A 20,183-nucleotide genomic window follows, 5' to 3' on the forward strand; every position below is an offset into this window, starting at 1 on the left:
CCCCCGCCCGGCGTCAGAGCAGCGTCGTCTTCGCCGCCGTACGCGCCCGCTGCCTCGCCCACAGGTACTTCTGCGCCAGCAGCGTCAGCGTGCCCGCCAGCACGATGCCCAGCAGATTCAGCAGCAGCTGCTCCGTCGAGCCCCATGCCTGCTTGTACTCCTGGTAGCTGAAGGCCACCGCCGCGTTCGCCGCCGCCGGAACCGTCGTCACCGAGATCGCCACGCCCACCAGCGCGCCCGACTTCGCCGAGGTCAGCGAGAGCGTCCCCGCCGCCCCGGCCAGCACGGCGACGACGAAGGAGAACCAGTCGGGGCGGTAGATGAAGTTGGTGTTCGGGCGCTCGGCCGCCAGCTGCGACGACTCGAAGAGGCCCACCCCGTCCATGAAGTAGCTGAAGGCCACCGTGACCAGCATGGCCGCGGCGAAGCCGACAACAAGCGCCTGGAACGAGCGCCACGCCAGCCGCGGGGCGCGCTGCACCAGCGCTGTGCAGACACCCGCCAGCGGGCCGAACTCCGGGCCCACCGCCATCGCGCCCACGATCAGGATCGCGTTGTCGAGCACCACGCCGCACGCCGCGATCATCGTCGCCAGCGTCAGAAAGGCGATGTACGTGACGGAGAGCGTCGACTCCTCGTGGGTCGCGTCCGTCAGGTGCTCCCACAGCACCGCGTCCGCGCCCTCGCCCGGGGCCTCCTCCTCCGCCTTGTCGGCGCGCCGGGAGAGCGACAGGTCGATGTTCTCGACGGCGATCGAGCCGGTCTCGTCGATGCCGAGCGCCCGCAGAGCGCCGATCAGCTCGTCGCCCGCCTCCCGGGCCACGTCGCACATCACCAGGTCGCCCGGGGGATTGAGCGCGGCACCGGGAACGAGGGCGAGATGCGTCGTGCCGACGGTCCGCTCGATCAGCCGCACGGCCTCTCCGGTGCGGTCGGCCGGGGTGATCAGGCGCAGATGCAGCACGCGGGCGGCTCCTCAGAGTTTGCGCAGGGACAGGCGCTGCACCTTGTGGTCGGGGCCCTTGCGCAGCACCAGCGTGGCACGGCCGCGGGTCGGGGCCACGTTCTCCAGCAGATTGGGCTTGTTGATGGTGCGCCACATCGTACGGGCGTAGTCCAGGGCCTCCTCCTCGGAGACCTGGGTGTACTTCCTGAAGTACGAGAAGGGGTTCTGGAAGGCCGTCTCACGCAGCTTGCGGAAGCGGTTGAGGTACCAGCGCTCGATGTCCTCGGGGCGGGCGTCGACGTACACGCTGAAGTCGAAGTAGTCCGCCAGACCCACCCGGGTGCGGCCGTCCTTGCCCGGCAGCGCGGGCTGCAGGACGTTGAGCCCCTCGACGATCAGGATGTCGGGGCGGGCGACGGTCAGGCGCTCGCCGGGCACGATGTCGTAGATCAGGTGGGAGTAGACGGGGGCGGTGACCTCGTCCTTGCCGGCCTTGATGTCGGCGACGAAGCGGGTCAGGGCGCGCCGGTCGTACGACTCGGGGAAGCCCTTCCTGGACATCAGGCCGCGGTCCCTGAGCTCCTTCATGGGGAGCAGGAACCCGTCCGTGGTGACCAGCTCGACGCGCGGGTGCTCGGGCCAGCGGGCGAGCAGGGCCTGGAGCAGTCGGGCGACGGTGGACTTGCCGACCGCGACGGAGCCCGCGACGCCTATGACGAAGGGGGTGCCGCGCTGCTCGCCGTGGCCGTTCCCGGCGTCGCCCAGGAAGGTGTTCAGCGCGCCGCGCAGACCGGCCGTGGCCTGTACGTACAGATTGAGCAGCCGGGAGAGCGGGAGGTAGACGTCCCGTACCTCGTCCAGGTCGATGACATCACCGAGACCGCGCAGCTGCTCGACCTCATCGGCAGTGAGGGGGAGCGGGGTCTTTTCACGCAGGGCGCTCCACTCCGCGCGGGTGAGGTCGACGTAAGGAGTCGACGCAGGCTCGGCCCGGCGGTGGGCGCTTCGTGGCGGCGAAGAGATCACCTACACATTGTCGGGGCTGGGCGGCGGTTCTGGATGGTGTGCTCGGTCACGCGGAGATGGGCCCTCCTCCAGGACCGGCCCGAGGTAACGGGCCGGCCACGGCTCCTGCGCGAGGACCGCGCCGACCGTGATGGCGACCGCGATCGCGGCGCAGACCACGATCAGCCACGAGAGCATGGTGAACACCGACCCCAGCGATCCGTAGTCCGCCATGCTGCGGTTGAGCGCCCGCGGCATGTAGATCCGGGCGCTGACCGACAGGGCCGTCAACGCCGCCGCCGTGAGAATCGCGCCGGGCAGCAGCGGCAGCCAGCGGACCCGACCGCCCAGCAGCAGGTGCTGAGTCCACCACCAGAGGGCGGTCAGACTGATTGCGGTCACCGGGATGCCCAGCCAGAGCCCGGCGCCGAAGCCGTTGCGCAGGGGCCCTTGCACCACAAGGGCAAGCATCCAGACGGCGATCCAGACCAGCCACCGCCAGGGGGCGACCTTGGAGGCCGTCTTGGGCACAGCGAACGCACGTCGGCAGAGCCGCTGCAGCGCCCGGCTGACGGCTGTCGCCGAGATGAGCACCATGAGAGCGCCCACCACGCCGATGGTGTCGCGCACGCCACCCGTGTGCGACTGGAGAAGCTGATCGAGCTGTGCGTTCACGGCTCCGGTGAGGCCGAAGACCGTACGTAGGGAGCTGACGAGCTGATTGCGCACCGAGCTCGGGGCGAAGGAGGCGACCAGGAAGAGCAGCGGGATCGCGGTCAGGAACGACTGGGCCGCCAGCCGGGTCGCGGCGTCCAGGATGTTGACGGCGTGCATCCGCGAGATGAGGCGAGCGATGACGGGGAAGCGCGCATGAGCCTCGGCGAGCCGCATACGCAGACGGGCGTCCAGGGAGTGGGACCACGCTCGCCACCGCGCCATCCTCGCCTCCTCTGCGCTCGGTGTTCGCCGGCCCGCCCGGGTGTGCGGGGCCGTCAGACAAGTTGGGAGATGCTCCGGCCGGCCAGCCAGAAGCCCACTAGCAGGGACAACGTGACGACGGCCTGCTCCTGGTGGTCCGTCATCCAGGTACGCAGTGACTGGAGTCTCGCCGTGGCCGCGCGGGGCCGGAATGTCGCGTACAACTCCATCACCAGCAGGCTGGAGGTGGCCAGGAGGCAGTACAGCATCAGCACCAGCCACGAGGCGGTGTGCGAGAGATCCGCCTTCATCACGGTCGCGGCGCCCGCGGCGACGAGCCCCCAGGGCTGGAGGAGGACTGCGAGGCCGGCCGCCGCCCACGGAGAGACCTCATGCGCCTTCGCCTGCCATGCGGGGGCACGTCGGGGGCGGTTGGTGCTGCGGCGCTTGTGCACGCCGTAGCCGATCAGCCCGACGCCGATGGCCAGCTTGACGGCGAGTGCCCCCGTGGAGGGGGCGGAGTTCGCCTTGGGCGGCGTCCCGCCGGTGAAGAGCAGCACACAGGCGATCACCAGAACCAGGCATGCGAGCCAGGCGAGGATGAAGACAAGGCCCTTGCGAACGCCCTTCTCCGCGGACAGCACCAGGATGAATGCCATGACCGGAAACGGTTCGAGGGTGATCGCCAGGCCGATGAGGACGAGGTCGAGAGTCATCTCGGCGTGCTCACTCCTCCAGGGGCCGGTTCTTCGGCGGCCGCGTCCATTCGTCCGCCGAATCCAGCGAGACACGAAGCCGGTGGAAATGCGAAAGGTGGGCGCCCATTGGGATGACCTCTGTGGCCGTTCTCGTCAGGGTCGCGAGGCCCGACCCGAGGTGCACGGAGTTCCGTGCGGTGTTGCAATGGGTTCGGTGGTGTGAAAGCCGCCCGGCAGTCCGGAAGGGTTCCTCCGCGGATGAGCCCCGTCGAGCCGAACCGTGCGAGGAGCCCGTATGAGCGCCGACGAACTTTACGAAATGGGCCCTGTCGACTATATGGTCGTCGAGTTTCCCGGGAACCGAATGACCGGTGAGGGCCTGCCGCTGCTCGTCGACCTGGTCGAGCGCGGAATTATCAGGATTCTCGATCTCAGCTTTGTCAGAAAGGAAACCGACGGCTCGGTCACCGGGCTGGAAATCGCGGACATCGACGGCGACGGTGAACTCGACCTGACCGTCTTCGAGGGTGCCTCCTCGGGTCTGCTCGGTGACGACGACATTCAGGACGCGTCCGCCGTGCTCGAGCCCGGAAGCTCCGCGGGGATCATTGTGTACGAGAACCTCTGGGCTGCGCCTCTCGCGTCCGCCCTGCGGCGCGGCGGCGCCCAGTTGGTCGCCGGCGGACGGATTCCGGTTCAGGCCATCTTGGCCTCACTCGAAGCCGCCGAGGCCCAGTCCGATTCCTGAGGAAGCCGTCAGCGGCTGCTCACGAGACAAGGACACAGCACATGCCTGGACTACTGCGCGGGGTCGCCCGCACCGCCGTCGTCGCCGGTACGGCGACCGCGGTCTCCAACCGTGTGTCGCGACGGCAGGCCGGCCGATGGGCCGAACAGGACAGCCAGCAGGCCGCCGCACAGCAGCCGGCCGCGCCGCCACCCCCGCCCGCACCCTCGATGGAAAGCAAAATTGCCCAATTGAAGGAACTCGGAGATCTCAAGGCGCAGGGTGTTCTCACTGAAGCCGAGTTCGAGGCCCAGAAGAGCGAGATCCTCAACTCCTGAGCGCATGCCCGTTTCGTCGGGGTCCCGATCGGAGTTCCCATGGACCGATATCCTCCCATCGCCGACCATGGTCTGATCGGTGACCTGCAGACGGCCGCTCTGGTCTCCTCCCGCGGCGTCATCAACTGGTTCGCGGCACCCCGGTTCGATTCACCAAGTGTTTTCGCCGCTCTGCTCGACCATGACCGCGGCGGATATTTCCTCTTCGCTCCGGACGACGGCAACGCGGTCTGCAAACAGCTCTATTTCCCCGACACGGCAGTCCTGGTGACCCGGTTCATGTCGCCCGAGGGCGTCGGCGAGGTCATCGACTGCATGCCGCCGAACCAGGTGCTTACGCCGACGGACCGGCACACGCTGGTGCGCGTCGTACGGTGCGTACGCGGCAGGGTGCGGTTCTCTCTGGAGTGCAGACCGCGGTTCGACTACGGGCGGGCCACTCATGACCTCGAACTGCGCCCGGAGGGCGCGGCGTTCCGGGCGCCGAAGCAGACCGGATACCTCTGGGCCACCTTCCCGCTGGAACGTGACGGGCTGGACGTGCGGGGCGAGGTCACACTCAACGCGGGCGAGTCGGCCGCAGCCGAGTTCACTGTCTGTGACCCGGACGGTGAGCGGCCTCCTTCCCCCACGGTGGAGGGGCTCTCCGATCAGCTCTTCGCCGTGGGCTACTTCTGGCAGGACTGGCTGCGCAGTTCCCGGTACCGCGGCCGGTGGCTGGACATGGTCAATCGTTCCGCGATCACCCTGAAGCTTCTCACCTACGCTCCCACGGGTGCTCCGGTCGCCGCCGCGACCATGGGTCTTCCCGAACAGATCGGGGGCGAGCGCAACTGGGACTACCGCTACACCTGGGTGCGCGACGGTTCGTTGTCGGTGCGGGCGTTGCTGGACCTCGGATTCGTCGACGAGGTGGCCCGGTTCACACGCTGGCTCGGCGACCGGATGCGCGATCGCGCGGACTCTCCGGGCGAACGTCTGCAGATCATGTACCGGGTCGACGGGGATCCGGACATCCCGGAGGAGATCCTCGATCACTTCGAGGGATACCGCGGCTCCTCCCCGGTACGGGCCGGGAACGCCGCCATGGATCAACTCCAGCTCGACATCTACGGCGAGGCGCTCTACGCCCTGGCCGAAGGCCACGAGGTGGGAGTCGGGACCGGATACCACGGCTGGAAGGGGCTCGCCGCGACGCTCGACTGGCTTGCCGAATCCTGGGACCGCCCGGACGAGGGCATCTGGGAAACCCGGGGCGGCCGCAAGGACTTCACCTACAGCCGGGTGATGTGCTGGGTCGCCTTCGACCGCGGACTGCGTCTGGCACAGGAGTTCAGCCGGCCCGCCAACACCGCTCTGTGGACCGCCGCACGGGACACCATCCTCGACCAGGTGATGGAACGTGGGTGGAGCGACAAGGAGCAGGCCCTCGTCCAGCACTACGACGGCGACGTCATGGACGCCTCCCTGCTGCTCATTCCACGGGTCCGGTTCCTGGCCGCCAAGAGCCCCGGCTGGCTGTCCACGCTCGACGCCGTCGACCGCAAGCTCGTCTCGGACAGCCTTGTCTACCGCTACGATCCAACGGCTTCTCCAGACGGACTGCGCGGCTCGGAGGGCACGTTCAGCCTCTGCACGTTTCTCTACGTCGACGCGCTGGCCAGGGCCGGGCGGCTCCCTCAGGCGCGCTACGCGTTCGAGAAGATGCACACGTATGCCAACCACGTGGGCCTGTTCGCCGAGGAGATCGGCCCCAGCGGTGAGCAACTCGGAAACTTCCCGCAGGCGTTCACCCATCTCTCCCTCATCATGGCCGCCAGCACTCTCGACGAAGCCCTCGACCGGGCACAGAGCCGCTGAGGTCAGGTCCCAGTGGCCGCGTCAGCGCCCCCTTTCCGGGGCTGCGGCGTCGGCGGCGGGAGCGACGGCCCGGGGGGCAGCAGCTCGGTCGTCACGAAGGCGACCACGGCCGCGAGGATCACCACGGGAATGGTGGCGGAGTTTCCCAGCAGCAGAACCACGAGAACCGCGCTGCTCACCGGCAGCCGCAGGGCGCTGGCGGCGGCTGCCGCCATGCCGGCGGCCACGCCGGGTACCACGCCCAGGCCGGGCAGGGGTGACAGCAACACCCCCACCGCCCCGCCCAGGAAGAGAGCGGGAAAAATAGGACCGCCTCGGAGGCTGCCCAGACAGACCGAGTAGGCGGCGGCTTTGAAGAACACTACGGCCAGCAGGGCACCGATGCCCCAGGCATGGGGATCGGAAGCCATGGTCGCCAGCGTGGCCTGCCCGGACGAAGCGACGTCGGCCGGTGAGCGGTCGGTGATGAGCGCGTACAGCGCGGCGCAGCACCCGGCAGCCGCCGCGCAGACAACTGTCCTGCGGAAGGTGTGCGCTGCCACGAATGTCACGGTCAGCCGTCCTCCGGCGAACACCAGGTGCAGCAGTACGCCGACGGCCACGGCCATCAGGATCGACCACACCACGTCTCCGGTGTCCAGCCGCGAGGGCGGCTCCGGGAGTTTCAGCCTGAGGCTGCCCGTGTCCAGACCGGTCCAGCGCCCGAACCCGGTGAACACCAGGGCTCCCAAGCCGCTCGACAGCAGCGCCGGGAGCATGATGGCGAACAGCTGCGGCCCGCCCACTCCCACCACCTCTATGAGGAGCACCGCGGCGACGAGCGGGTTGCCGAAGATGGCCGCGATGGCAGCCGCGGAGCCGGCCGCGCCCAGCAGGGCGGTGCTGCGGGGAGTGGCCGGGGCGCGGGTGAGATCCCTGAAGAGCATGGCCAACCCACCGCCCAGGGCGATCAAGGGTGCCTCCGGTCCCAGCGTCGCGCCGAGCGGGAGGCTCGCCACCGCCGCGATGATCACGCCGGGCAGCGCCTTCGCCGTGGCTCCTCCGGCGTGCAGACCGGACGCGGGGATGTGGCCGCCCGCGCCGGGCAGATGGGTGACGACCAGCCCCACGACGACTCCGGCCACCGGGAGCAGCGGCAGCGGCCACCACCACGGCGGGGTGTCCCAACCCAGAGCCTGCGGCAGATCTGCCCACACCGCGTCCTCGAGTTCATGCAGGGCGACGAGGAACCAGAAGGCCGCGAGAGAGATCGGAACACCCATCAGGGCGGCGAAGACCAGCGCCTTGAGGTAGCCGGGAGTGCGCAGCATGTCCCGCAGCCGGTCGGCCGCCGGTGGCTGCGTCACGCCTTCGGATGCGGCCGGTCGAGCGCTCGGCTCCGTCATGGAACACGTCCTTTCCGCCGTTCCAGCCCGAGCTGAACCGCTCCGAAGATGAGCTTGGCGATCACGCCCACCAGGATCAGGTCGACGATCATCTGCACGGTGGCCAGCACCCGGGTGGTTTGCGACGTGGCCACGATGTCGCCGAAGCCGACGGTGGCGAAGACCGTGACTGTGAAATACAGCGCGTCGGTGCGGCTCAAGTGTTGGGAGAAGGACGACGGCCGCTCTTTGGCGATGAGGTAGTACGTCGCCGAGAACAGCAGCAGGAACAAGGGCACAGCCGTGGCCAGGGCCTCCATGGCCCGCAGCCGCGGATGTTCGGCACGGATGATGGCCATCGTCTGCCAGGTGATCAGAGCCCCGAACGCCAACAGCCCCGCGGCCAGCCCCACCGCCGTAGAGAGGCCGACCGTGCGGTCCAGAGGAGCGAGATAGTAGAGCGTCGTGAGCAAAGCAACGACGGCCGTCGAGCGCAGCAGCGGAACGAGCAGGATGCGGCGCTTCTGCCGCCGGCTGGGCGCGTCGCCCTCATCCGCGCTCACGACGGTTTCGGTGGCGCGTCGGCGCCGCTCCGCTCCGCTTTGTCCGGTGTTCCGGCGTCGTCCAGGAACTCACGGATTGCGAAGGCAGCCAGTACGACGAGCGCAATCCACAGCACCACCTGCGTGGTCGGGTAGGACCAGGTGACCAGGACCAGCACCGCGGCCAGCAGGATGGCTCCGCCGATCCAGCGCTTGTAGCGGTGGACGAAGCGCCCCACCGGGCCGAGCCGCAGTCCGGCCGATTCGGTGGCACCTCGTACGGAGCCGATCCCGTCGGCTCCGGCGCGTCGCACCGTGACCGCGGCTCGGGAGGGCCCGATGAGGAAGGCGCCGATGGCGGTCACCAACGCCACCGCGGCCACGGCACGCACCGAGGAGCGCAGGAATCTGACGAGATCGTCGAAGACGGCGGACGCCGCGGGCTGGTACACGCTCGGCGGCAGCCGGTCGAGATAGATGTTCTTGAAGACGGCGAGGGCTACGCCGAGCAGCAGCATGGCGAAGGCGATCGAGAGCGCCGTCGCGATGAGGATGCGGCGACGGTGGGCCGACAGGAACACCGCGGCGGCGGCGATGATCACCGTCACCACCGGCAGCCAGGTACCGAGGATCTGCAGGATCCGCATGTATGTCTTGATCTTGCCGAGGTCGTCCGAGGAGTACACGACAAAGTTCGTATGCACCTCGGGGATGTTCGCGGCAGGCGCGAAACCGGCTTTGACCAGCTCGTCCTTGGCCTTGGCCACAATGGGGCCCAAATCGACGGAGACCTGGTTGTTCTTCAGGGCGACCGCGCCGCCGCCCTTACCGGTCAGCGCCTTGTCCAGGGCGCTGTGAGCGACCCGGTTCGCGTCGACCCACAGGGTCTCGAACGCGCTGCTGGAGACGACCTTGCGGACCGTGCTGCTGATCAGTTCCTTCAAGCCGCTCTCGATCGGTCCGCTCAGATTGTTGATCAGATCGGCAGCCTTGGGAGGCACGCCTTTCTGGGCTGCTGCCGCGGACAGTTGGGCGACCAGGGCATCTACGTCGATCTGGGCCAGGATCGCGTTGGTGGCCCGGTTGGTGACAGCCGTCTGCACGTCTGGATCCTTCGCCAGTGGGGCGACGGTGGCGACGTAGCGGTCGGTGTCTCCCACGATGCTGTTCACCCATACGGCGACGACCGAGAGGATGGACAGGAGCGCAGCCAGGATGACCAGTACGGCGGAGAGCACCGACCGGACACGGTGTCGGTGCCGCTTTCCGCCCTCCAGCTCCGCAACACGGCGCCGCAGTTCGTCCAACGTTGCCTGATCACTGGAGGGTGGCTGGGCACCGGCTTTCGCGCGTGACGGTCCTTCGGGGGCTGCGTCGCCCGGCCGCCCGCTCGATGATGCGGGGACCTCCGGTCCTTGACCGGTACCCGATGAATCCGGCTCGGATGCCTGGGGTGCCATGAAGCGCTCCTGCGTCTGGTCCCGTGGGGGTATGAGCGGCGGAGCTGTCCGCCGCTCATCCAGGAGAAACGCTCCGGATGAATCGTGCGACCGGAGAACCGCCGAATCGCCGTCCGCCGCCAGGTGCGGGACAGGGCTCTTCGGCCGGTGACGGTCCGCAGGCTGTCAGGTTTTCTCGGACCGTGGGGCGACGCAGAGCGCCCAGATGATGAAGAGGTCGACGGCGATGAGCACCAGAGCCCAGAAGGGGTAGTGGGGCAGCCACATGAAGTTCGAGATCATGGCCAGGCCCGCCACTACGACACCGATGACCCGCGCCCAGACGGCTCCGCTGAACAGTGCGAATCCTGCGGCCACGAGGATGATGCCCAGGATCAGGTGGATCCAGCCCCAGCCCGTCAGGTTGAACTGGAACATGTAGTTACGGGTGGCGACGAACACGTCGTCCTTGGCGATGGCGGCGATGCCCTGGAAGATCGCCATGAACCCCCCGAAGATCATCAGGACCGCGGCGAACACCATCCATCCTGTGGCAAAGCCGCTGTGGGGGCTGTGCCCCCCGCTGTCCTGTCGGACGCCTGCATGAGTGGTCATGTTGCGTTCCTTCGACTAGTACTGCCGACGAGCCGGGGCGGCCCGTACGGCCGATCGCGTCAATTCCAGCCTCCCTCTCTCAGGCGTGGCCCGCACCCGGGCGGCTCGGCTGCGCCTGCGCCTGCGGCTTCGACGGCCGGCCGCGTCGTGGACCGGGCCGGCCGGTCGCCGGGCAGGGGCCGACCGGGCGAAGAAGGTCCGCCCAACGGCCCAATGGGAGCCGGGAGAGGGTGCCGCCCCCGCCCGCCGGTGATTCTGTGACGAGCCGGCTCGACGGGTGCTGCGGCCCCCGGGACCGGGGCCACGCACCGAGGAGGCACACCATCGTGAATCCGACCGCCGGCGCAGCACAGAGTGCGCTCCGCGTGCAGCTGCTGAAAGGCCAGAAGGCGCTCGTCACCGGCGCCAATTCCGGTATCGGCAAGGCGACCGCCATCGGACTCGCCCGGGCCGGCGCCGACGTGGGCGTGAACTACGTGGCCGACCGCGACGCCGCCGAGCAGGTCGTCGAGGAGATCAAGAGCTTCGGGGTGCGCGCCGCTGCGTACGAGGCCGATGTCTCCAAGGAGGAGCAGGTCGTCGCCATGGTCGACGGGATGGTCCAGGAGTTCGGCACGATCGACATCCTGGTGGCCAACGCGGGCCTGCAGCGGGACGCCCGGCTCGTCGACATGACGCTCGCCCAGTGGCAGAAGGTGCTGGACGTCAATCTCACCGGACAGTTCCTGTGCGCCCGGGAGGTGACGAAGGAGTTTCTGCGCCGTGGTGTCGTCCCGGAAGTGTCGCGCGCGGCCGGAAAAATCATCTGCATGAGCTCGGTCCATCAGCTCATCCCCTGGGCGGGGCACGTGAATTACGCCTCCTCCAAGGGCGGCGTACTGATGATGATGCAGACGCTGGCGCAGGAACTCGCTCCCCGGAAGATCAGAGTGAACGCGGTCGCCCCGGGAGCCATCAAGACGCCGATCAACCAGAGCGCCTGGGAGACGCCCGAGGCCCGGGAGGAGCTGCTGAAGCTGATTCCCTACGACCGCATCGGAGACCCCGAGGACATCGCGAACGCCGTCGTCGGCCTCGCCTCCGACCTCATGGACTACGTGGTGGGAAGCACCCTCTATGTGGACGGCGGGATGACTCTCTTCCCCGGCTTCGCCACCGGTGGCTGACCCTCTCCCTTCACGCCGCGAACACGCTGGGACTCGCCGGATGCGCCGCGCGGGAGTCGTAGGCTGCGGCTATGTGCGGAATCGTGGGTTACGTCGGCGGACAGTCGGCGCTTGATGTGGTCATCGCGGGCCTCAAACGGCTCGAGTACCGGGGCTACGACTCGGCCGGTGTCGCGGTGCTCGCCGACGGCGGGCTGGCCGCGGCGAAGAAGGCGGGCAAGCTCGTCAATCTGGAGAAGGAACTGGTGATCCGGCCGCTGCCGAGCGGGTCGACCGGCATCGGGCACACCAGGTGGGCCACGCACGGCGGGCCGACCGACGCCAATGCCCATCCCCATCTGGACAACGCGGGGCGCGTCGCCGTCGTACACAACGGGATCATCGAGAACTTCGCGACCCTGCGCGACGAACTGGCCTCGCGCGGGCACGAGCTGGCGTCCGAGACCGACACCGAGGTCGTGGCGCATCTGCTGGCGGAGTCGTTCTCGTCGTGCGGGGATCTGGCGGAGTCGATGCGTCAGGTGTGCCGGCAGTTGCAGGGCGCCTTCACGCTGGTCGCCGTGCACGCGGACGAGCCGGACGTGGTGGTGGGCGCGCGGCGCAACTCCCCGCTGGTGGTGGGTGTCGGCGAGGGTGAGGCCTTCCTCGCCTCGGACGTGGCCGCGTTCATCGCCCACACGCGCTCCGCCATCGAGCTGGGCCAGGACCAGGTGGTGGAGTTGCGCCGGGACAGCGTGACCGTCACGGACTTCGACGGGTTGCCGGCCGAGGTGCGCTCGTACCACGTGGACTGGGACGCGTCCGCCGCCGAGAAGGGCGGCTACGACTACTTCATGCTCAAGGAGATCGCCGAGCAGCCGAAGGCGGTTGCCGACACCCTGCTGGGGCGGATCGACGCGGAGGGCTCCCTCAGCCTCGACGAGGTGCGCATCCCCACATCGGTGCTGCGGGAGGCCGACAAGATCGTCATTGTGGCCTGCGGCACGGCCTTCCACGCCGGTCTGATCGCCAAGTACGCCATCGAGCACTGGACTCGGATCCCGTGCGAGGTGGAGCTGGCGAGCGAGTTCCGCTACCGGGACCCGATCCTGGACCGGCGGACGCTGGTGATCGCGATCTCCCAGTCGGGCGAGACGATGGACACCCTGATGGCGCTGCGGCACGCGCGCGCACAGGGCGCGAAGGTGCTGGCCATCTGCAATACGAACGGCTCGACGATCCCGCGCGAGTCGGACGCGGTGCTGTACACGCATGCCGGGCCCGAAGTGGCCGTCGCTTCGACGAAGGCGTTCCTGACGCAGCTGGTGGCCTGCTACCTGGTGGCGCTGTATCTGGGGCAGGTGCGGGGCACCAAGTGGGGCGACGAAATCCAGGCCGTCATCAGGGACTTGGCCCAGATCTCGGGCGAGGTCGAGAAGGTCCTGGAGACGATGGAGCCGGTGCGCGAGCTGGCGCGCTCGCTCGCCGGGAAGGACACGGTGCTGTTCCTGGGGCGGCACGTGGGCTATCCGGTGGCGCTGGAGGGCGCGTTGAAGCTCAAGGAGCTGGCGTACATGCACGCGGAAGGCTTCGCGGCGGGCGAGCTCAAGCACGGACCGATCGCGCTGATCGAGGAAGATCTGCCGGTGGTCGTCGTGGTGCCGTCGCCGCGCGGGCGCTCCGTACTGCACGACAAGATCGTCTCCAACATTCAGGAGATCAGGGCGCGAGGGGCGCGGACGATCGTGATCGCGGAGGAGGGGGACGAGACGGTCGTGCCGTACGCGGACCATCTCATCCGCATCCCGGCAACGCCCACGCTGCTCCAGCCGCTGGTCGCGACCGTGCCGTTGCAGGTCTTCGCCTGCGAGCTGGCGACGGCGCGCGGCAACGAGGTCGACCAGCCCCGCAACCTCGCGAAGTCTGTCACCGTCGAATGATCATCGGGGTGGGGATCGACGTCGCAGAGATCGACCGCTTCGCCGCATCGATGCGGCGTACCCCGGGAATGGCCGAACGGGTCTTCCTGGAGCGGGAGTTGCTGCTGCCCAGCGGGGAGCAGCGCGGTTATGCCTCCCTCGCGGCGCGGTTCGCCGCGAAGGAGGCGGTCGCCAAGGCGCTCGGCGCGCCCGCCGGGCTGCACTGGACGGACGCGGAGGTGTACGTGGAGGACAGCGGGCAGCCGCGGCTGCGGGTGCGCGGGACGGTGGCCGCGCGGGCGGCCGCGCTCGGCGTGCGGTCGTGGCATGTGTCGCTCAGCCATGATGCGGGGGTGGCGTCGGCCGTGGTGATCGCGGAGGGTTGACCGTATGCGTACCGCTTACAGCGTGGAGACCGTACGGGCCGCCGAGGCCGAGTTGATGGCACGACTGCCCGAGGGCGCGCTCATGCAGCGGGCCGCCGCCGGGCTTGCCGCCACCTGTGCCGCTCTGCTGGGGCGGGTGTACGGCGCGCGAGTCGTGCTGCTCGTCGGCGGCGGGGACAACGGTGGTGACGCGCTGTACGCGGGGGCGCGGCTGGCCCGGCGCGGGGCGGGCGTCTCGGCGGTGCTGCTGGGGTCGCGCACGCACGAGGGCGGTCTTGCGGCCCTGCTGGGCGCGGGCGGGCGGGTCGCGGACGACCCGTTCGAGGTGCTTGCCGCCGCCGACCTGGTGATGGACGGCATCACCGGGATCGGCGGGCGCGGCGGGCTGCGGCCGGACGCGGTACCGGTGGCGCGGGCGGCGCGCGGGTCCAATGCGGTGATCGTCGCCGTCGACCTGCCGAGCGGCGTCGAGGTGGACACCGGGGAGGTGCGGGGCGAGGCGCTGCACGCGGACGTGACGGTGACCTTCGGGACGTACAAGCCGGGGCTGCTGATCGATCCGGCGCGTGAGTACGCGGGGACGGTGCGGCTCGTCGGCATCGGCCTGGAGGAACATCTGCCGTCCGTGCCCGACCTGGAGGCGCTCCAACACGAGGACGTGGCACGGCTGTTGCCGCTGCCGGCCGCGGAGAGCGACAAGTACCGGCGGGGCGTCGTCGGCGTGGCCGCCGGGTCCGCGCGCTACCCCGGCGCGGCCGTGCTCGCCGTGGCGGGCGCGCTGCGCGGCGGCGCGGGCGCGGTGCGGTACGTGGGGCCCGGTGCCGACGCCGTGATCGCCCGGTTCCCCGAGGCCCTGGTGCACGCGGGGCCGCCGTCGAAGGCGGGACGGGTGCAGGCGTGGGTCGTCGGCCCGGGGCTCGGCGACGGGCTCGATCCCGTACGCGACGTGCTGGCCTCCGATGTTCCTGTGCTGATCGACGCGGACGGGCTGCGGCTGCTCGACGCCGAGACGGTACGGGCCCGGAGCGCGCCCACGCTGCTGACCCCGCACGCCGGGGAGGCGGCCGCGCTGCTGGGCGTGTCGCGCGAGGAGGTGGAGTCCGCGCGGCTCGCCTCGGTACGCGAACTCGCCGCGCGCTACGGGGCGACGGTGCTGCTCAAGGGCTCGACGACACTGGTCGCCGCGCCGGACGGCGGCCGGTCCCCGGTCCGGGTGAATCCGATGGGCACACCCTGGCTGGCGACGGCCGGCAGCGGCGACGTCCTGTCGGGCCTGGCGGGCTCACTGCTCGCCGCGGGCCTGGAGGCGCGCGACGCGGGATCGGCGGCGGCCTATCTGCACGGCCTTGCGGCGCGCCGCGCGGCGTCGGAGGGAGTACCGATCACGGCGTACGAGGTGGCGCAGGCACTGCGTTTCGCGTGGCGCGACGTGCAGTCCTGACCCTTTGGGGCTCCGCCCCGAACCCCGCTCGTTCTGAGCCCGTCCGGCCACCCCGGACACGCCCGAAGGGCGTCCGGGGGTACGGGGGCGGAGCCCCGGCGGGCGGCTGGGGGCTTGCCCCCGGATCGGGAAGGGGCGGGGTGGGGAGCAGGCCCGCTGCAAGCGCGCTCCGTGAGCAACCGCACAACCCCTCACTCGTTCAAACCGCGACCTGTTGTACGAACACTCTCGTACCCCTCTGAGACACTGGGCCCGATGAGCCAGCCACCGCCCCTCCGAGCCCGTGCCGAGATCGACCTCGCGGCCCTGCGCGCCAATGTGCGCGCGCTGCGCGCCCGCGCGCCCCAGGCTGCCCTGATGGCCGTGGTGAAGTCGGACGCGTACGGACACGGCATGCTGCCCTGCGCCAGGGCCGCGCTCCGGGCCGGTGCGACCTGGCTCGGCACCGCCACGCCCCACGAGGCCCTCGCCCTGCGCGCCGCGGGCATCCAGGAGCGCGTGATGTGCTGGCTGTGGACCCCCGGCGGGCCCTGGCTCGAGGGCATCGAGGCCGATCTCGACATGTCGGTGAGCGGCCTGTGGGCGCTCACCGAGGTCACTGCCGCGGCGCGCCGGGCCGGGCGCGCGGCGAGGATCCAGCTCAAGGCCGACACCGGCCTCGGGCGCAACGGCTGCCAGCCCGCCGACTGGCCCGAGCTGGTGACCGCCGCGCTCGCCGCCGAGGCCGACGGCACGGTCAAGGTCACCGGTCTCTGGTCGCACTTCGCCTGCGCGGACGAGCCCGGCCACCCCTCGATAGCCGCCCAACTGGACCTGTTCCGCGAGATGGTGGCGTACGCCGAGAAGGCGGGCATCGAGCCCGAGGTCCGGCACATCGCCAACTCCCCGGCGACGCTGACGCTCCCCGAGGCGCACTTCGATCTCGTACGGACCGGCATCGCGATGTACGGCATCTCGCCCAGCCCGGAGCTCGGCACGCCCGCGGACTTCGGGCTGCGGCCCGTGATGACGCTCGCCGCCTCCGTCGCCCTGGTCAAGCAGGTCCCCGCGGGCCACGGCGTCAGCTACGGACATCACTACATAACACAGGCCGAGACGACGCTCGGCCTCATCCCCATCGGCTACGCGGACGGCATCCCGCGCCATGCCTCAGGCCGCGGCCCCGTCCTGGTCGGCGGCGAGTGGCGGCGGGTGGCCGGCCGGGTCGCGATGGACCAGTTCGTGGTGGATCTTGGCGGGCAGAAGATCCAGGAAGGCAGCGAGGCGCTGCTGTTCGGACCGGGCCTGCGGGGTGAGCCGACCGCCGAGGACTGGGCCGAGGCAGCGGGCACCATTGCGTACGAGATCGTCACCCGCATCGGAACGAGGGTTCCGCGCGTCTATCTGAACGAGGACAGCGACGACTAGGAGCGGCACGGTGAGCGAGACCAGCACGGGGGACGTCGTGGCGGCCGCGGCGACGGCCGCCACGACGGGCAACTGGCGCCGGGCGGGCATCGCCGGTGCCGCAATAGGCGTCATCGCAGCCGGTGCGGCCGCGGGCGTCGCGATCGAGCGGCTCACGGTCGGCCGCGGCATGCGCCAGAAGGCGCGGCTCGCGCTGGACGCGTCGGGGCCGTACGGCTCATTGCGCGGCATGCCGGGCACGGCCGTCGCCGACGACGGCACCGAGCTCTACTACGAGACCGACGAGGTGGACCCGGAAGCGGGCGGCCCGCGCCGCCGCAGGCTCTTCGGCCGCAAGGCCCCCGCGCCCGTCACCGTCGTCTTCAGCCACGGCTACTGTCTGAGCCAGGACTCCTGGCACTTCCAGCGCGCCGCCCTGCGCGGCCTGGTGCGCACCGTGCACTGGGACCAGCGCAGCCACGGCCGCTCGGCCAGGGGCGCGTCCCAGTCGGGACCGGACGGCGTGCCGGTCTCCATCGATCAGCTGGGCCGCGACCTCAAGGCGGTCATCGACGCGGCCGCGCCCGAGGGGCCGCTGGTGCTGGTCGGCCACTCCATGGGCGGGATGACGATGATGGCGCTCGCCGGCCACTTCCCCGAGCTGATAAGGGAACGGGTCGTCGGGGTCGCCTTCGTCGGCACCTCCTGCGGAAAGCTCGGCGAGGTCAATTACGGCCTGCCGGTCGCGGGCGTGAACGCGGTGCGCCGGGTGCTGCCCGGGGTGCTCAAGGCGCTCGGCTCGCAGGCCGAGCTGGTCGAGCGGGGCCGCCGCGCGACCGCCGATCTCTTCGCCGGCCTCATCAAGCGGTACTCGTTCTCGTCCAAGGACGTGGACCCGGCGGTGGCGCGGTTCGCGGAACGGCTCATCGAGTCCACCCCGATCGACGTGGTCGCGGAGTTCTACCCGGCCTTCGTCGAGCACGACAAGGCCGAGGCCCTTCCCGCCTTCCGCGAGGTGCCGGTGCTCGTGCTGGCCGGTGACAAGGATCTGGTGACGCCGAGCTCGCACAGCGAGGCGATCGCGGACCTGCTGCCGGACTCGGAGCTGGTGATCGTGCCGGACGCCGGGCATCTGGTGATGCTGGAGCACCCGGAGGTCGTCACGGACCGACTTGCGGACCTGCTGGCCCGGGTCGGCGCGGTGCCGGCACCGGCTAACGTTGGCCCGTATGGAAGCACCGCACAGCCAGGCGGCTGAGTCTGCCGCCCGCCTCCCCGTCGATTCACCCGAGCAGATGCAGGACGTGGGACGCAGACTCGCGAAACTGCTGCGCCCGGGCGATCTGGTGATGCTCACCGGCGAGCTCGGGGCGGGCAAGACGACGCTGACCCGGGGCCTGGGCGAGGGCCTGGGTGTGCGCGGCGCCGTCACCTCACCGACGTTCGTGATCGCCCGTGTCCATCCTTCGCTGACCGGTGGCCCTGCCCTGGTCCATGTGGACGCGTACCGGCTGGGCGGCGGGCTCGACGAGATGGAGGACCTCGATCTCGACGTTTCGCTGCCCGAGTCGGTGGTGGTCGTGGAGTGGGGCGTCGGCAAGGTCGAGGATCTCTCGGACGACCGGCTGCATGTGCTGATCCACCGGGTGGTGGGTGACACCGAGGACGAGCGGCGTGAGGTGACGCTGACGGGGTTCGGCGCGCGCTGGGCAGCGGTCGATCTCGCCCTGCTGGCCGGTTGACGGCCCTGTTTGTGTCCGTTCCGACAAGACGTCGGCAAAATGTTGCGCAGGGAGCACCGGGCGTGGTCACATGGTAGTGAGACCTGGTTAGGTCTGCCTAACCACGCCTGCCCCCGGAGCTTCAGGAGGCGACCATGTCGGCATCCGAGCGCGAATCCCAGCCGCGGCAGCAGCCGGCCGAGCCGGTGACGGCGTCGCCGTCGGCCGTGTCGATGCGCGATCTGCTGGCGTCGTGTGCGGCGGCCAGCGCGGTCTCCACTCCGCCGCGCGAGGAACAGCTCCCCGGGGAGCGTGAATCGCGGCGCGACGCCGCGTAGCCCGTCCGGGTCGGTGACGCCGTGTGGCACGGCTGGGCGACGCCGGGTAGCCCGTTCGGGGGTTATTCGAGGGCTATCGGACGACGACGACCTTCGTGCCGATGGCCGCGAACTTCCAGATCGCGTCGCCGTCCGCCCGCTTCATCCGTACGCCGCCGGTCTTCCTGGCCGGGTCGGGGCTCGCCATCGACCCGTTCACCGCGGCGCTGAAGCCGATCGACACATCGTCGATGCTCGCGAACCGCACCACATGCTCGACCGGCACCCCGTCGGAGCCGGGAACGGTGCCGGACCGCGAGGTCACCGCGTACGTACCGGGCGTCGGGCCGACCGTCGACGGCATGACCTCGATGGCCCGCTCCGCCTTCCCGTTCGCGCCCACCAGCCAGACCCGCCGCTCGCCGAGCGAATACACGACGCGCATGCCCTTGCCCGACTTCGCGGGCAGTGCCAGTGGGTTCTTGGACTTCTGCTGTGGGCTGCCGGGGGCCTGCGCGGACGGCGCCGCACTGGCGGTCGCGGGCTTGCCGGGCTGGTCGGGGGCGCTCGCCGACGCCTGGTAGGCGAGGAAACCGACGCCGGCCAGAGCTGCCGCCGTGAGCCCGGCCACGAGTCCCGAGCTGCTCCGTGCCACCACGCCCACCTTTCCCTTGTACGTATCCGTTGGTGACGGTAGCAGCACCGTTAGCTCCGACGGGGCACCGTGCCCCCGTCGCCGGAGCCGTAGGCTGTTTGCGTGCTCCTGCTCGCCGTTGATACCGCCACGCCCGCCGTCACCGCCGCCCTCCACGACGGCAGCTCCGTCGTCGCCGAGTCGTCCCGCATCGACGCGCGACGGCACGGGGAACTGCTGCTGCCCGCCGTCGACCGCGTCCTCGCCGAGGCCGGGGTCAAACTCGACGCCGTCACCGCCGTGGTGGCCGGCGTCGGCCCCGGTCCGTACACCGGACTGCGGGTCGGCCTGGTGACGGCCGCGACCTTCGGCTCCGCGCTGGGGGTGCCGGTGTACGGGCTGTGCACGCTGGACGGGCTCGCGTACGCCTCCGGTCTCGACGAACCGTTCGTGGTGGCGACGGACGCGCGCCGTAAAGAGGTGTACTGGGCGCGGTACGAATCGGCCCGGGCGCGGGTCGGCGAACCCGCCGTGGACCGGCCGGCCGAGATCGCCGAGCAGGTCGCGGGCCTGCCCGCCGTCGGCGCCGGTGCCCTGCTCTATCCCGAGACCTTCCCGGACGCCCGCGCGCCCGAGCACGTCTCGGCCGGTGCGCTGGCGTCGCTGGCCGCCGAGAAGCTGGCCGCGGGGGACCACTTCCTGCCGCCACTGCCGCTGTATCTGCGCCGGCCCGACGCCCAGGTCCCGAAGAACTACAAGGTGGTCACGCCCAAGTGACCGAA

Annotated in this window: 21 protein-coding genes; 12 read left to right on the forward strand and 9 right to left on the reverse strand. The window is 70.2% G+C overall.

Annotation, left to right across the window (positions count from 1 at the left end):
- Positions 1-13: 13 nt before the first annotated feature.
- The 4 genes from ACI2LP_RS18760 to ACI2LP_RS18775 are packed head-to-tail and all read right to left on the reverse strand — an operon-like array spanning position 14 to position 3,585.
- Complete coding sequence (locus tag ACI2LP_RS18760) at positions 14-964, reverse strand: DUF389 domain-containing protein (protein WP_404725590.1); 951 nt, start codon at positions 962-964, stop codon at positions 14-16.
- 12 nt (positions 965-976) lie between these two features.
- Positions 977-1,972: a type I pantothenate kinase gene (gene coaA, locus ACI2LP_RS18765; RefSeq protein WP_404725591.1), complete on the reverse strand. Its 996-nt coding sequence runs from the start codon at positions 1,970-1,972 to the stop codon at positions 977-979.
- Positions 1,973-2,890, reverse strand: a complete 918-nt coding sequence (locus tag ACI2LP_RS18770) for a YhjD/YihY/BrkB family envelope integrity protein (RefSeq protein ID WP_404725592.1) — start codon at positions 2,888-2,890, stop codon at positions 1,973-1,975. It abuts the gene before it with no gap.
- Positions 2,891-2,943: 53 nt separating this feature from the next.
- A complete protein-coding gene (locus ACI2LP_RS18775) occupies positions 2,944-3,585 on the reverse strand; it encodes a GAP family protein (protein WP_404725593.1) in 642 nt (213 codons plus the stop codon).
- Between the two features lie 277 nt (positions 3,586-3,862).
- Here ACI2LP_RS18775 and ACI2LP_RS18780 point away from each other — a divergent pair, with 277 nt between their 5' ends.
- Genes ACI2LP_RS18780 through ACI2LP_RS18790 form a run of 3 tightly spaced genes read left to right on the forward strand, consistent with a single transcriptional unit; the run spans position 3,863 to position 6,492 of the window.
- The gene (locus ACI2LP_RS18780) at positions 3,863-4,315 is read left to right on the forward strand and encodes a DUF6325 family protein (protein ID WP_404725594.1); all 453 of its coding nucleotides are present in this window, start codon (positions 3,863-3,865) and stop codon (positions 4,313-4,315) included.
- A 41-nt stretch (positions 4,316-4,356) separates the two neighbouring features.
- The gene (locus ACI2LP_RS18785) at positions 4,357-4,632 is read left to right on the forward strand and encodes an SHOCT domain-containing protein (protein ID WP_404725595.1); all 276 of its coding nucleotides are present in this window, start codon (positions 4,357-4,359) and stop codon (positions 4,630-4,632) included.
- Positions 4,633-4,671: 39 nt separating this feature from the next.
- The gene (locus ACI2LP_RS18790) at positions 4,672-6,492 is read left to right on the forward strand and encodes a glycoside hydrolase family 15 protein (RefSeq protein ID WP_404725596.1); all 1,821 of its coding nucleotides are present in this window, start codon (positions 4,672-4,674) and stop codon (positions 6,490-6,492) included.
- A 2-nt stretch (positions 6,493-6,494) separates the two neighbouring features.
- On the opposite strand, the gene ACI2LP_RS18795 is transcribed toward ACI2LP_RS18790, so the two are convergent.
- The 4 genes from ACI2LP_RS18795 to ACI2LP_RS18810 all read right to left on the reverse strand — a co-directional run bounded on the left by ACI2LP_RS18795 (position 6,495) and on the right by ACI2LP_RS18810 (position 10,452).
- Positions 6,495-7,877, reverse strand: a complete 1,383-nt coding sequence (locus tag ACI2LP_RS18795; RefSeq protein ID WP_404725597.1) for a chloride channel protein — start codon at positions 7,875-7,877, stop codon at positions 6,495-6,497.
- Complete coding sequence (locus ACI2LP_RS18800; protein ID WP_404725598.1) at positions 7,874-8,419, reverse strand: potassium channel family protein; 546 nt, start codon at positions 8,417-8,419, stop codon at positions 7,874-7,876. Before ACI2LP_RS18800 ends, ACI2LP_RS18795 begins: the two co-directional genes overlap by 4 nt.
- Positions 8,416-9,636 carry a hypothetical protein gene (locus tag ACI2LP_RS18805; RefSeq protein WP_404725599.1) on the reverse strand — a complete coding sequence of 407 codons (1,221 nt, stop codon included), beginning with the start codon at positions 9,634-9,636 and terminating at the stop codon, positions 8,416-8,418. Before ACI2LP_RS18805 ends, ACI2LP_RS18800 begins: the two co-directional genes overlap by 4 nt.
- A gap of 387 nt (positions 9,637-10,023) precedes the next feature.
- Positions 10,024-10,452 carry a hypothetical protein gene (locus ACI2LP_RS18810; protein WP_404725600.1) on the reverse strand — a complete coding sequence of 143 codons (429 nt, stop codon included), beginning with the start codon at positions 10,450-10,452 and terminating at the stop codon, positions 10,024-10,026.
- A gap of 371 nt (positions 10,453-10,823) precedes the next feature.
- Here ACI2LP_RS18810 and ACI2LP_RS18815 point away from each other — a divergent pair, with 371 nt between their 5' ends.
- From ACI2LP_RS18815 to ACI2LP_RS18850, 8 genes are all read left to right on the forward strand, one after another.
- Entirely contained in the window at positions 10,824-11,618 is a 795-nt protein-coding gene (locus tag ACI2LP_RS18815; protein ID WP_404725808.1) for an SDR family oxidoreductase, read from the forward strand.
- Between the two features lie 71 nt (positions 11,619-11,689).
- Positions 11,690-13,537 carry a glutamine--fructose-6-phosphate transaminase (isomerizing) gene (gene glmS, locus ACI2LP_RS18820; protein WP_404725601.1) on the forward strand — a complete coding sequence of 616 codons (1,848 nt, stop codon included), beginning with the start codon at positions 11,690-11,692 and terminating at the stop codon, positions 13,535-13,537.
- Positions 13,534-13,902 carry a holo-ACP synthase gene (locus ACI2LP_RS18825; protein WP_360878918.1) on the forward strand — a complete coding sequence of 123 codons (369 nt, stop codon included), beginning with the start codon at positions 13,534-13,536 and terminating at the stop codon, positions 13,900-13,902. Before glmS ends, ACI2LP_RS18825 begins: the two co-directional genes overlap by 4 nt.
- A gap of 4 nt (positions 13,903-13,906) precedes the next feature.
- Positions 13,907-15,343 (forward strand): NAD(P)H-hydrate dehydratase, encoded by a 1,437-nt coding sequence (locus ACI2LP_RS18830; protein WP_404725602.1) that lies wholly within the window; start codon positions 13,907-13,909, stop codon positions 15,341-15,343.
- A gap of 255 nt (positions 15,344-15,598) precedes the next feature.
- Positions 15,599-16,750, forward strand: a complete 1,152-nt coding sequence (alr, locus tag ACI2LP_RS18835; RefSeq protein WP_404725603.1) for an alanine racemase — start codon at positions 15,599-15,601, stop codon at positions 16,748-16,750.
- A gap of 10 nt (positions 16,751-16,760) precedes the next feature.
- Positions 16,761-17,987: an alpha/beta fold hydrolase gene (locus ACI2LP_RS18840; RefSeq protein WP_404725604.1), complete on the forward strand. Its 1,227-nt coding sequence runs from the start codon at positions 16,761-16,763 to the stop codon at positions 17,985-17,987.
- Positions 17,959-18,471 carry a tRNA (adenosine(37)-N6)-threonylcarbamoyltransferase complex ATPase subunit type 1 TsaE gene (tsaE, locus tag ACI2LP_RS18845; RefSeq protein ID WP_404725605.1) on the forward strand — a complete coding sequence of 171 codons (513 nt, stop codon included), beginning with the start codon at positions 17,959-17,961 and terminating at the stop codon, positions 18,469-18,471. Before ACI2LP_RS18840 ends, tsaE begins: the two co-directional genes overlap by 29 nt.
- A gap of 134 nt (positions 18,472-18,605) precedes the next feature.
- A complete protein-coding gene (locus ACI2LP_RS18850) occupies positions 18,606-18,788 on the forward strand; it encodes a hypothetical protein (protein ID WP_404725606.1) in 183 nt (60 codons plus the stop codon).
- A gap of 73 nt (positions 18,789-18,861) precedes the next feature.
- On the opposite strand, the gene ACI2LP_RS18855 is transcribed toward ACI2LP_RS18850, so the two are convergent.
- The gene (locus ACI2LP_RS18855) at positions 18,862-19,422 is read right to left on the reverse strand and encodes a L,D-transpeptidase (RefSeq protein WP_404725607.1); all 561 of its coding nucleotides are present in this window, start codon (positions 19,420-19,422) and stop codon (positions 18,862-18,864) included.
- Positions 19,423-19,524: 102 nt separating this feature from the next.
- Here ACI2LP_RS18855 and tsaB point away from each other — a divergent pair, with 102 nt between their 5' ends.
- The gene (tsaB, locus tag ACI2LP_RS18860; RefSeq protein WP_404725608.1) at positions 19,525-20,178 is read left to right on the forward strand and encodes a tRNA (adenosine(37)-N6)-threonylcarbamoyltransferase complex dimerization subunit type 1 TsaB; all 654 of its coding nucleotides are present in this window, start codon (positions 19,525-19,527) and stop codon (positions 20,176-20,178) included.
- Positions 20,179-20,183: the final 5 nt, after the last annotated feature.

Source organism: Streptomyces sp. NPDC019890 (assembly GCF_044903445.1).
GTDB lineage: Bacteria > Actinomycetota > Actinomycetes > Streptomycetales > Streptomycetaceae > Streptomyces.